We start from the raw sequence: 12472 nt of genomic DNA, 5'->3' as shown, positions 1-12472 counted from the left end.
GAAGGGAAGAAACATGACCCAGCCCAATCTCAAATTCTCGCTCGGCGAATATGCCGCGCGGTTGGAAAAGACACGGCGTGCCATGGAGGCGAAGGGCGTAGACCTGCTGATCGTCAGCGACCCGTCGAACATGGCCTGGCTGACCGGCTATGACGGCTGGTCCTTCTACGTGCACCAGGCGGTGATCGTGCCGCCGCAGGGCGAACCGATCTGGTTCGGACGCGGCCAGGATGCCAATGGCGCCAAGTTCACCGCCTATCTGAAGCACGACAACATCGTCGGCTATCCCGATCACTATGTGCAATCGACCGAGCGCCACCCCATGGACTACCTCTCGGGCATCCTGACCGAGCGCGGCTTCGGCAAGCTGACGATCGGCGTCGAGATGGACAATTACTGGTTTTCGGCAGCCGCCTTTGCGGCGCTGCAGAAGCATCTGCCGAATGCGCGCTTCGTCGACGCGACCGCGCTCGTCAACTGGCAGCGAGCGGTCAAGAGCGAGACCGAGATCGGCTACATGCGCAATGCCGCCCGTATCGTCGAGGCGATGCATGCCCGTATCTTCGACAAGATCGAGGTCGGTATGCGCAAGTGCGATCTGGTTGCGGAAATCTATGATGCCGGCACCCGTGGCGTCGACGGCATCGGCGGCGATTATCCGGCGATCGTGCCGCTGCTGCCGTCCGGCGTCGAAGCGTCCGCACCACATCTGACGTGGGACGACCGGCCGATGAAGAAGGGCGAGGGCACCTTCTTCGAGATCGCCGGCTGCTACAACCGTTATCACCTGCCGCTGTCGCGTACCGTCTTCCTCGGCAAGCCGACGCAGGCCTTTCTCGACGCTGAAGAGGCGACGCTGGAGGGCATGGAAGCCGGTCTTGCGGTCGCCAGACCCGGCAATACCTGCGAGGATATCGCCAACGCCTTCTTCGCGGTGCTGAAGAAATACGGCATCGTCAAGGATAACCGCACCGGCTATCCGATCGGCCTTTCCTATCCGCCGGACTGGGGCGAGCGCACCATGAGCCTGCGACCGGGCGATCGGACGGAGCTGAAGCCCGGTATGACCTTCCATTTCATGACCGGCCTCTGGCTCGACGACATGGGTTTCGAGACGACCGAGAGCATCCTCATCACCGAAAGCGGCGTCGAGTGCTTCGCGAACGTGCCGCGCAGACTGATGGTCAAGGATTGAGGCGGCGATGAAAGAGATTGGCTTGCGGCCGTCGCCGATCAGCGCGACGGTCAATTTCGCCGCCGAGGGCGTCCAGCACGGCTTCCTGCGCCTGCCTTACAGTCGCGACGATTCCGCCTGGGGATCGGTGATGGTGCCGATAACCGTCATCAGGAACGGCAAGGGGCCAACAGCTCTTCTGACCGGCGGCAATCACGGCGACGAGTATGAAGGGCCGATCGCGCTCTTCGATCTTGCCCGCACGCTGAAGGCCGAAGAGGTGAACGGCACGGTTATCATCGTGCCGGCCATGAATTATCCGGCATTCCTGGCGGGAACCAGAACCTCGCCGATCGACAGGGGCAACATGAACCGCAGCTTCCCGGGCCGGCCGGACGGCACGGTGACCGAGAAGATCGCCGACTATTTCAGCCGTGTGCTTCTGCCGATGGCGGATCTCGTCCTCGACTTCCATTCCGGCGGCAAGACGCTCGATTTTCTGCCGTTCTGCGCAGCCCACATCCTGCCGAACAAGCAACAGCAGGAAAAAGCCTTCGAATTCGTCAGGGCCTTTGCCGCTCCCTATTCGATGAAGATGCTGGAGATCGATGCGGTCGGCATGTACGACACCGCAGCCGAGGAAATGGGCAAGATCTTCATCACCACGGAACTCGGCGGCGGCGGCACCGCCACGGCCAAAAGTGCGGCGATTGCCAAGCGCGGCACCATGAACGTGCTGCGCCACGCAGGGATTGTCGCCGGCGCCGTCGATCCTGGTCCGACGACCTGGCTCGACATGCCGGACGGCCGCTGCTTCTCTTTCGCAGAAGAGGGCGGGCTGATCGAACCTGTCATCGATCTCGGTGAAGCGGTCACCGACGATGCCGTCATCGCTCGCATCTATCCGACCGGGCGGACCGGGGTGGCGCCGCGCGATATCCGCGCCGGCATGGACGGCATTCTCTGTGCCCGGCATTTCCCGGGGCTGGTCAAGGCTGGTGACTGCGTTGCCGTCGTGGCGATTGTTACGGCTAGAACAGGATGATTTTAGGCCGGGTCGGCCTAAAATCATCCTGTTCTAAATTAAATAGTTAGAGCATGATGTCGTCCGAAAACCGCGCACACTTTTCGGCATCATGCTCTAGGTGGTCGGACAGGCAGAGGCGGGATCAGTTTCGACTGCTGCCTCAAGCAGCTTTCTGCGGTCTGGACGTGCTGGCTCCCGCATCGACCTGAAAGCGGTTGACGACCCCCTCCAGCGTCTGCGTTTGGCTGCCGAGGGCGCGGCAGGCCGAGGCAGTTTCGACGGCCATGGCTGCGTTGCGTTGGGTTACCTGATCCAGGGCGTTGACGGAGGCGTTGATCTCGCCGATCGCTACCGCCTGTTCGGAGGACACCGAAACGATGCGGGCGATCAGGCCGGCAACCTGCTCGACCTGGCCTTCGATTTCCAGGAGCGCCTTGCCGGTTCGGTTGACGAGCTCCACACCGGTGGAGACTTGGGCCGAGGAGGTGGAGATCAGAGCTCTGATCTCCTTGGCGGCGTTGGCCGAGCGCATGGCAAGTTCACGCACTTCCTGCGCTACGACGGCAAAACCCTTGCCTGCTTCGCCCGCGCGCGCTGCTTCAACCCCGGCATTGAGCGCCAGAAGATTGGTCTGGAAGGCGATTTCATCGATGACATTGACGATGGCGCCAATCTGGGAGGACGAGCCTTCGATCCTTTCCATGGCGGCGATTGCTTCGCGAACGACGGCTGCCGAATGTTCGGCGCTGGTGCGGGTCTGAGCCATCATGCCGGTCGCCCTGCCGGCATGGTCGGAGGCGTCTTTGGCTTTGATATTCATTTCATCGAGCGCGGCTGTCGCCTCTTCGAGCATCGCGGCCTGCTGTTCCGTGCGCGACGCAAGACTGTCGGCTGCGTCGGTGATGCCGGCCGAGGAGCTGCCCACTTGCTTGGAGGTCTGGGCGATCTCCGCCATCGAAGCGCAAAGCGCGTCCATACTGTCGTTGAACTTTGCGCGCAAAGTCTCGTAGGCAGCGGCGAAGGGTGTATCGATCCGGCAATCGAGATTGCCAGTCGATAGCTGTTCCAGTCCATATGTCAGCTGATCGATCACCGTTTCGCGGATCTGCTCCTCGGTGGCCTTTTCGGCCAGCTGGCTGCGTTCACGCTCGAATTCCGCATCGCGAAGTGCGGTCTCGCGCTTCTGTGCGTCCTGCCGCTCAAGTGCGTTGCGGCGGAATACCGCGACGGCCTTGGACATGGCGCCGATCTCGTCTGAACGGTTGGCATAGGGAACGTCGCTCGAAAAATCGCCTTCGGCAAGATTGCCCATATAGGCCTTCATGCCATCGAGCGGCACGATCGCCCGGCGACGCAAGAGATAGAGTCCCACCAGCAATAGCCCGAACGATCCGAAGCCCGCAGCGCCCGCATAGATCGTCCAGGTCACGATCTCCGAGGCCGCATTGCGTTCCTCACCCTTCAGGAAGGCGTCGGAATTGGCAACGAGTTTCTCGACCGCGTCCTGATGCGAATGAAAGGCGACGCGCAGCTGCTCGATTGCACCATGTGCCTTGTCTTCATCCCTGGCATTCAGGGCCGGGATGATCTCACGGTTCATCACCCCCCAGAATGTATCGCCCTTGGCGATGACATCGTTTTCAAGCTCGTCCTTCAAAGCTTGCGGCAGCCGGGCGGTTTTCCAATAGGCGCGGCGGTCGTCGTAAGCGGCCTTGAGATTTGCGATCTTGGCAAGATTGGTTTCTGTGAGTTCGGGAAATTTGCTTGCCTCGAAGGACAGCATGTAGGATTCGACCACAAACAGCGGCGGCGGCAGAATATCGGCGATCAAATCTTTGCCGTAGACGACCTGCTCGTAAACCGGCCCGTTGACTTTCAGCCGTTCGAGCGCCGATTGCTGCAATCCAATCGACATGAAAAGGCCTGCCGAAACGGCGACGCCGAACGCCACCAAACTGCGAGCAATGGTGAATGCCAAGACTGTCTCCAAATAACTTTGGCTTCTCTACTTCGAGAGGCCTGATCTACGTATGGCATTATTTCGCAAGAACACTGAAATATGGTTAATTCTTTTGACATCGGAGCTTAGCAAGCTGTTGTAGGCCCAGGGCAACCGTCCAAAATTGGGTTGATGATTTGCGAAAGCAATGATATCAAGCCATCACTAGCCATCTTGATGGCTAGCGGCGGCTTTATATTCCATTGTAAAGGAGATCCGCATGGCCGAACCTCAGCTTTCTGTACGGAGCGCAAAAGCGCGTGATCTTGCTCACCGGCTTTCCCGACGTGAAAACCGCTCGATAGCCGACATCGTCGAACGGGCCCTCGAATCGTATGAAATACGCGAAGCCGGAAGAGAGCCAGCTGCGTCCTTCTATGCCAGGCTTTCCCAGCAAAGCGGGACGGACCTCGACCTTGAAGCCGTTATCAAGGAAGGCACGCAGGTTCATAAGGGCATCGAGCTTTGATTTTTCTCGATACCAACATTGTTTCGGAAACTTTAAGAAAATCCCCCAATGAAGCGGTGATCGCATGGCTCGTCCGCCACGATGCTGAATTGGCTCTGCCGACGGTTACGATTGCCGAGATCGCTTTCGGTATCCAGAAGATCCGGCCTGATCAGCGAGCCGAACTCCTCGAGCAGGGACTGTCGGACTGGTGTCGTCGCTTTGCAGGTCGGATTTTTGGCCTGACCGAAGAGGCCGCTCTTGCTTATGGCGACATTATGGGTTCGGCCACTCGTCAGGGACGCGGGATGTCAGCGCCCGATGGCATGATCGCCGCTATTGCACAGGTCAATGGTGGTCGACTTGCGACGCGAAATCTGAGCGATTTTGCGACCACAGCCCTTCAATTGATCTCACCATGGGAGTTTTGACTCTCGGAACATGCGTGGCGCTGTTACTTGAGTATCGACGCTTTTCAGGCCAATCGCATGAGAGTTTCATTAAGGTCGCCGATCTGTCGCAGAAGCGCGACCAGCTTATCCGTGTCGTCTTGACTGAGCCGGCCCGTGCCGCCGCTGCTTTTCCAAAGATATTGAAATTGTTGGCTCGTCTGAAGCGCGCTGCTCATGATTTCGATGATTTGCGCGCGGTTTTCCCAGGTTGCAACGACGGTCGATTCGTTCATTTCCATCGACATGTACGGTTCGCGTTCCAGCAAAAGCAATTCCTGATTCCTCTTGGCGACGGCGGGTTGGTTCGGCAGTCAGCAGCGGATGTCTGGACACCGCCGGAATTATAATTGCCCGAGGAAGACGGCAGAACCAGTGACGAGAAGGACGTGGAAACGGCTTTGTAGCCGGTGGTGTTCGCGTTGGCGATATTGTCGGAAACCGTGCTCAGCCGGTTTGCCTGGGCGCTCATGCCGGAGACGGCGGTTTTCATGCTTCCAAAAATGCTCATGGCTCGATCCTTTAAGGTTTGGGAACATGCCATGTGACGAGGGGCTTCCAGAGCCCGGATGGCGGGCGCACGACATCGCTGGCGCCGGGCAAAGGCCGACACCGGTCGATGATCTGATTGTCTGGACTAACCCCGTGATGGCGATAGGCGCTTCGGCTCATCCGCGCGCTGGTTATCCGTGCGCCTGCGACGACGCACCATTCGAACGTTTCCATATTTCAGTAGCGACCCGACCGAAGGCTCTGCCGGCTCGACTGCCGGGTCGCTTTCAAACCGTCTCAGTGCAGATCCTCCAGCGACCGCAATGGCGACGGCTTAACGACCGTCAGCTCGTGGACTGTGCAGACAATGAACCGGTGCCTGACGTGTCGAGCAGACTAAAGAGCTGGCTTGCCTGGCTTTCGGTGGCGTCGTCCGGCTTACCCGCCATGAATTCGTCCAATGTCACGAGCCCGTCTCCGTCCGTATCGAGATCGGAGAGCAGAGATGCAAACTGGTCGTCGTCAGCGGACGGCGGCGGTCCTTCGGGACGTTCCGACTGCTGAGCGGACATGGCCTCGGTCAACGTATCGACCGATAGCGAGCCGGAACCTTCGCTGTCGAAGCTGTCGAACAGCGTGCCGGCCTGCTCCTCGCTCACATCGGACGGCCGACCTGCAACGAACTCGGCTTTGCTCACGAGCCCGTCGCTGTCGGTATCGAGATCGGAGAGCGGGGATGCAAGGTCGTCATCGTCGGAGGGTGGCGGGGGCGGCGGTCCGTCGGCACGTTCCGGCTGCTGAGCGGACATGGCCTCGGTCAGCGCATCGACCGATAGCGAGCCGGAACCTTCGCTGTCGAAGCTGTCAAACAGGGTGCCGGCTTGATCCTCCGACACATCGGACGGCCGGGCTGCGACGAACTCGGCCTTGCTCACGTACCCGTCGCCATCGCTGTCCAGCTGCGCGACGTCCATGTCTGCGCCGCCGTCCTGCTGCTCGCTGGAAGCGGACTGATCGGCGAAGCCGTTCATCGTCAGCGACATCAACTGCGACATGAGTTTCTCGGCGCTGTTGGTCGCGTCTTCGCTGCGCTGCTGGGTTGTGGTTGATTTTTTTGCCGAAACCGTATTACAGGATAGGACGTCCTGGGATGCTGAGGTCGAACTCTTGCTATAGGAATAGGGAGAGATAGACGTGGCGGCGGAAATGGTCGTCATAAGCGCTCCATCGATAGAGGGTGGGGATGCAACGCATTACAGAACTTATGAGTTCTCTAAATCGAAATTGCTAATGCCACAACCGAAAAAATCGTCCCTCAGAAATCGTAGTCTCCTTTCTGCGGATGTCGGCTTGTGCTTCGATGAGGCGGTCTAGATCATCATGGATGTTGCCGACGAGCCCGCAGATGAGCCGCGCAAGCGCGGCCGGCCGAAAGTCTCCAGTGACGATGACAAGCGGGCGCATATCGTCGAAATCGCCCGCCGCGTTTTTGTAAAATACGGTTATGCCGGTAGCACGACCGCCGTCGTCGCCACCGAGGCGGGTGTTTCAAAACAGACGCTCTACAAGCTGTTTCAGAGCAAGGAAGAGCTGTTTGCCGCAGTGGTCGGCGCACATCGGCGCCTGATGCTCGACCTACCGCGGCCTGCTGAAGATCTCTCGATCGCCGAGAGCCTCGAACGTATCTTCATGATCGATATGGATGAGGACAAGGACGCGGATCGTGCCGGTTTCCTACAGCTCGTCTTTCGCGAAGCGGGGCAGTTTCCCGAACTCGTCGACATTCTGCAGCGTGAAGGCATGCTTGCCAGCCGGCAGGACCTCACCGACTGGCTGAGCGACCGCAGGGCGGAAGGCAAGTTGTCGATTGATGATCCTGACAGCGGGGCCCGGATGCTGATGGATATGATCTTTGGCGGCATGGGTCCGCCGGAGGGGCGCGCTCAGGCCTGGCCTGACCGGGCGGCGCTGCTTGCCCATCTCAGGCGTTGCATTGCAATCTTTGCCGCGGGCGTCGGCGCCGCGTGACCCGGTAAGGCGGCGATCCCTCGAATTTTGACGTCCAATTGCACTTTTGAAATAATTGCAGTACTATATAGTTCCATTAAGTTGATTCGGCCGCATGAATGCGGCTGCATGCGCCATGAGCGGCGGCACATCTCAGCAAATCAGAAGTTTCACCCGTGGCTGCCGGCAGGCTTTCGCGCGCGCTGCCGTGCTCATGAAAGGGATAGAAGTTGGTTTCCACCTATGTGAGCTATCTCGCGGTCGCGCGAAATCTGGGCGCCAGTCTCTCGAGCGTAGCTTCTCAGGCAACGGTTGCCCGCGACAGCAGCTATTACAAGGAAAACATCGGCAAGGTCACGACAGTCGATGAATTCATGGGCGGTTACAAGCTCTACTGCTGGAAAGCGATCTCAGCGATTCATCCAGCTTTGCCAATAGTCTGAGCGATGGCCGCTATGCCGAGTTTGCCGCCGCTTTCAAATTTTCCGGCGAGACGAAGACGGCGCAATCGGATGTGCAGCGGGACAATCTGCTCGATGGTTATTAGGAGTCCTTCGACACCGAGGCGGACGACATCGCGGATGAGACGGACTATTTCGAAGAGAATATCTCGTCGATCACCTCGGTCGACGAACTCCTGTCGAGTTCGAAGCTGAAGAACTATGTGCTGGCGGCTTTCGGCCTCAGCACCGAATACACCTCAACCAGCTTCCTGAAGAGTGTTTTGACGAGCGATCTCGACGATGCCGACAGTTTCGTCAACCAGCTCGACGACGATGTCTATGTCAACCTGGCGAAGGCCTTCAACTTCAACGAGGATGGCTCGACCGACGGCGAGGTGATGTCGGAAGATCAGCTCTCGCTGGTCACAAGCGCCTATGCGGTGGCCTCGGCGACGATCGCTTCCTCGGAAACCGGGGAGGCCTATGACACTTATTTCGCTGCGCAAATCGGAAACATCACCTCCGTCGACGAGTTGATGAGCGACGACAAGCTGGTTTCCTATCTGAGAACTGCCTACGGGCTTACCGATAGCGAGACCGATAACTTCATTTCCGCCGCGCTGAAAAGCGCCGACCTCGCCGACACGATCGGCTTATCTGAACTGCACGATGCCTTTAATTTCGATGAGGACGGCGCGCTTGCCGATGGCGACACGGCCCAGACATCGGAACAGACCGCCGCGACCACGGCGGCCTTCGATGAAAATTACCAGGTGCTGATCGCCAATACCGACACCGAAGACGCCGCCGACAACTATACGACGCGTATCGCCAGCGTCACCTCGATCGATGATTTCCTGATGTCGAACGATGACGACGACGATGACGACAACGACGATCTCCCGGAACTGTGGGAAATGGCGTTGCGAGCCTATGACATAGACCCGGACAGCGTTTCGAGAAGCGAGGTCCGGAAAATTCTCGAAAGCGATCCCTCGGACTCGAAAAGCTATGTCAACAGCCTCGACGACGATCGGTTCGTAGCCTTTCGCAAGGCCTTCAACTTCGACAGCAATGGCGACGTGACCGTTCCGCTGCAGGCCATGTCGGAATCCGTCGTCGACGACTATGCTGCCTATTACAAGCAGAACAAGATCCGATACCTCGAGGGTGACGAACTTACCGAAGCGACCGATGCGGCGGACGAGGAGATCACCTATTTTCGCGAGCAGATGGCGACGATCACCACGGCCAGCGAATTTCTGGCCGACGATCGCCTGGTTTCCTTCGCGCTCGAGGCGAAGGGGCTCGATCCTGATGATGTCACGTCCGACGAGCTGGAGAAGATGTTTTCTTCCGATCTCGACGACGAAGATAGTTATGTCAACAAGCTGGACGACAATCGTTTCGCCGAACTCGTCGGCTCGTTCAATTTCGATCAGGACGGCAATATTTCCACTGATCCGACCGGGACTGTGCAGCAGCGCGGCGATGTGCTGGAGACGATCGACGCCTATGTCAGGCTAACGCTCGAAGACGACCAAGGCGACAACAACACCGGCGTGCGCCTTGCCCTTTACTTCGAACGCAAGGCGCCGGAGATCTCGAACGCCTATGACATTCTGGGCGACAGCGCGCTCTTCGAGTTCTTTACCACGACCTTCAACCTGTCCAGTTACGTCTCGAACATGGACGTCGACAAGCAAGCCGAGATGGTCGACAATTTCATCGACATCAAGGATCTGTCGGATCCGGAAAAAGTCGACGATCTGATCAAACGCTTCACCGCCATGTATGACATGGCCAATGGCACGGGCACCACCTCGACAGCCCTTTCGATCCTGACCGGTTCAGCGACGATAAGCGCTGACACGCTGCTGGCGATTGCGCAATTGAAAAGCGGCTGAGTGCCCGGTAGGCCGCCGGTCCGGGAGAACCTGACGGAAATTCCTTATCGCCCAACGCAGGACAGGGATCGGCCCGTTGCGCCCACGCGCGTCGTCACGACGCGGCTTACTGATACAACGCTCATTAGAAACGAAAACATACCTGTACGTTCAGTCATAATTAAATATCCATTAATGATGATAAGCGAATATTCGGAGCATGGTTGGATACACAGCAGTGAAATCTAGGGGGATTGCGCGTGAATATTCTTGATCGTGGTGCAAATGCTGTCGCGGTTCTTGCCGCTTTGTCGAATTCGCAAGCCATGATCGAGTTTGACTTGTCGGGCCGGATCCTCACTGCGAACGAAAACTTCTGCAGGGCGCTCGGCTACGAGTTGAGGGAGATTGTCGGAAAGCATCACAGCATGTTTGTCGAACCTGCCTATGCATCATCGGCAGAATACAAGGCTTTCTGGACGAAGCTGTCAGCCGGGAAATTCGATCAACAACAATATAAGCGGGTTGGAAAAGGCGGGCGCGAGGTCTGGATCGAAGCATCTTACAATCCGGTGTTCCGACGCGGGAAGCCGGTCAAGGTCATCAAGATTGCAACCGATATCACCGCGCAGAAGCTGAAATCTGCCGAGGATGCGGGCAAGATCGACGCATTGTCCCGGGCCCAGGCGATCATCGAATTCACGCCGGCCGGCGAAGTCTTGACTGCGAACGATAATTTCCTGACTGCGCTTGGTTATTCGCTGGCTGAAATCCAGGGCAAACATCATTCGATGTTCTGTGAAACCGACTACTCGAGGTCGGAGGCCTACAAGGAATTCTGGCGGAAACTTGCGAGCGGCCAGTTGGTTGCCGACGAATTCATGCGTGTGGGCAAGGGCGGACGGAAGGTTTATATCCAGGCTTCCTACAATCCGATCTTTGACCTGAACGGCAAAGTGTTCAAAGTCGTGAAGTTCGCAACCGATGTCACGGCGCGCGTCGAGAACGTCGAACAACTTGCCCGTTGCCTGACGAATTTTGCAGACGGCGACCTGTCGCAGACGATCCAGAAACCTTTCATCCCTTCACTGGAAAGGCTGCGTGCCGACTTCAACAGCGCCTCGGAGAAGTTGAAGGGCGCGATGGCAACGGTCGCCGAAAATGCCAAGGCGATATCGGCCGGTTCCAACGAAATCCGCACAGCGGCCGACGACTTGGCAAAGCGTACCGAGCAGCAAGCGGCCTCCGTCGAAGAGACGGCGGCCGCCCTTGAGGAAATCACGACGACGGTCAAGGATTCGAGCCGCCGCGCCGAGGAGGCCGGTCAACTCGTGGCGCGTACCAAAGATCATGCGGAGCACTCCGGCCAGGTGGTTCGTGACGCGATCGGTGCGATGGACCAGATCGAAACCTCGTCGCGCGAAATTTCCAATATCATCGGTGTCATCGATGAGATTGCCTTCCAGACGAACCTTCTGGCGCTCAATGCCGGCGTAGAGGCGGCACGAGCAGGGGAGGCCGGCAAAGGTTTTGCGGTCGTTGCCCAGGAGGTCCGCGAATTGGCGCAGCGGTCGGCGAAAGCGGCGAAGGAGATAAAGAGCCTGATTACCGCGTCCGGCTCTCATGTCGCAAACGGCGTCGCCCTCGTCACGAATGCTGGGTCCGCACTTCAGGAAATCGCCGGTCAGGTTCACGAAATCAATACCAACGTCACGGCGATCGTAGAGGCGGCGCGCGAGCAATCGACTGCACTCGGCGAGATCAACCAGGCCATCAACACCGTCGATCAGGGTACGCAGCAGAATGCCGCGATGGTCGAGGAGCAGACCGCGGCAAGCCATGGGCTCGCACGAGAGGCCGCCGCGCTTTTCAAACTTCTTGAACAGTTCCGTTTCGACGATGCACCGAGATCGAGGTCGTCGTTCGCGCAGACGGACCACCACGCCGCCGCACCGACGGCTTTGAAAGTCGTTCGTACCTCGACTGCCGCGTCCGCCCAGCGCGGATCGGCGGCCGCCGCGCTGAAGTCTGATTGGGAAGAGTTCTGATCTACCCGAATTGAGCCCATGTTCGAACAGTATCGGTGACGGCAGAACGTCAGCGTGATCGAAAGACCGAAGCGGTACACGATCATAAAGCTCACGAACAGCGCAATGGCCGTATACACATTGCCATGCAGCGCCCAGTACGGCTGGGCGGCTATCTGCTTGGCTGGTTGGCTCCCACAATCAACCATGATGCCCGCGGTTCAATCGAGCGACCACGAACCGGGATAGTTCGGCTTGCGACGCTCGATCCAGGCATCGAGCCCTTCGCGCAAATCGGCAGCCCCTCCGCAATGCTCTGATTGATGCCTGGTTACGGGTCACGTTCGAGGCGGCAGGAATCAAGGCGGAAGCGCCGCAGTTCGCCCGACAGATCGTCCTGCTGCTCGATGGCTCGCTCGCCGTCATTCTGTTGCATCGCGACCCGACTTATATGGAAGCCGCAGGCGAGGCGGCTGGTTCACTGATCCGCGCTGCGCCCGCAAACGCGTAAGGCGGCCGG

The 12472-nt window shown here is 58.5% G+C and carries 9 protein-coding genes and 3 pseudogenes; 8 read left to right on the top strand and 4 right to left on the bottom strand.

What is annotated here, in order from left to right:
• The first annotated feature begins 13 nt into the window (after nucleotides 1-13).
• Both doeA and doeB read left to right on the top strand, forming a co-directional pair.
• Nucleotides 14-1195, top strand: a complete 1182-nt coding sequence (doeA, locus tag ELH03_RS25260) for an ectoine hydrolase DoeA (RefSeq protein ID WP_128400204.1) — start codon at nucleotides 14-16, stop codon at nucleotides 1193-1195.
• Nucleotides 1196-1202: 7 nt separating this feature from the next.
• Nucleotides 1203-2219 (top strand): N(2)-acetyl-L-2,4-diaminobutanoate deacetylase DoeB, encoded by a 1017-nt coding sequence (gene doeB, locus ELH03_RS25255; RefSeq protein ID WP_128400205.1) that lies wholly within the window; start codon nucleotides 1203-1205, stop codon nucleotides 2217-2219.
• 142 nt (nucleotides 2220-2361) lie between these two features.
• Here doeB and ELH03_RS25250 read toward each other — a convergent pair whose 3' ends face one another.
• Nucleotides 2362-4179 carry a methyl-accepting chemotaxis protein gene (locus tag ELH03_RS25250; RefSeq protein WP_128400206.1) on the bottom strand — a complete coding sequence of 606 codons (1818 nt, stop codon included), beginning with the start codon at nucleotides 4177-4179 and terminating at the stop codon, nucleotides 2362-2364.
• 241 nt (nucleotides 4180-4420) lie between these two features.
• On the opposite strand from ELH03_RS25250, the gene ELH03_RS25245 reads away from it, so the two are divergent.
• Both ELH03_RS25245 and ELH03_RS25240 read left to right on the top strand, forming a co-directional pair.
• The gene (locus ELH03_RS25245; protein ID WP_128400207.1) at nucleotides 4421-4669 is read left to right on the top strand and encodes a plasmid stabilization protein; all 249 of its coding nucleotides are present in this window, start codon (nucleotides 4421-4423) and stop codon (nucleotides 4667-4669) included.
• Nucleotides 4666-5079: a type II toxin-antitoxin system VapC family toxin gene (locus ELH03_RS25240; RefSeq protein WP_128400208.1), complete on the top strand. Its 414-nt coding sequence runs from the start codon at nucleotides 4666-4668 to the stop codon at nucleotides 5077-5079. Before ELH03_RS25245 ends, ELH03_RS25240 begins: the two co-directional genes overlap by 4 nt.
• Before the next feature lie 44 nt (nucleotides 5080-5123).
• Here the strand turns inward: ELH03_RS25240 and ELH03_RS25235 are convergent, their stop codons facing one another.
• From ELH03_RS25235 to ELH03_RS25225, 3 genes and pseudogenes are all read right to left on the bottom strand, one after another.
• Entirely contained in the window at nucleotides 5124-5372 is a 249-nt protein-coding gene (locus ELH03_RS25235) for a hypothetical protein (RefSeq protein ID WP_128411623.1), read from the bottom strand.
• A gap of 47 nt (nucleotides 5373-5419) precedes the next feature.
• Nucleotides 5420-5608: pseudogene (locus ELH03_RS25230) on the bottom strand (flagellar basal body protein); the annotation flags it as partial.
• Between the two features lie 325 nt (nucleotides 5609-5933).
• Nucleotides 5934-6806 (bottom strand): EF-hand domain-containing protein, encoded by an 873-nt coding sequence (locus ELH03_RS25225; protein ID WP_128411622.1) that lies wholly within the window; start codon nucleotides 6804-6806, stop codon nucleotides 5934-5936.
• Nucleotides 6807-6969: 163 nt separating this feature from the next.
• Between ELH03_RS25225 and ELH03_RS25220 the strand changes: the two genes are divergently transcribed.
• The 4 genes and pseudogenes from ELH03_RS25220 to ELH03_RS38050 all read left to right on the top strand — a co-directional run.
• Nucleotides 6970-7617 carry a TetR/AcrR family transcriptional regulator gene (locus ELH03_RS25220; protein WP_128400216.1) on the top strand — a complete coding sequence of 216 codons (648 nt, stop codon included), beginning with the start codon at nucleotides 6970-6972 and terminating at the stop codon, nucleotides 7615-7617.
• 209 nt (nucleotides 7618-7826) lie between these two features.
• A pseudogene (locus ELH03_RS25215) lies at nucleotides 7827-9946 on the top strand (DUF1217 domain-containing protein).
• A gap of 239 nt (nucleotides 9947-10185) precedes the next feature.
• Nucleotides 10186-11973, top strand: a complete 1788-nt coding sequence (locus tag ELH03_RS25210) for a methyl-accepting chemotaxis protein (RefSeq protein WP_128412616.1) — start codon at nucleotides 10186-10188, stop codon at nucleotides 11971-11973.
• A gap of 301 nt (nucleotides 11974-12274) precedes the next feature.
• Nucleotides 12275-12463, top strand: a pseudogene (locus ELH03_RS38050) (TetR/AcrR family transcriptional regulator); the annotation flags it as partial.
• Between the last annotated feature and the right edge of the window lie 9 nt (nucleotides 12464-12472).

Origin of the sequence: Rhizobium beringeri (assembly GCF_004306515.1) — a bacterium.
GTDB lineage: Bacteria > Pseudomonadota > Alphaproteobacteria > Rhizobiales > Rhizobiaceae > Rhizobium > Rhizobium beringeri.
This window is presented reverse-complemented; position numbering and strand designations above follow the sequence as displayed.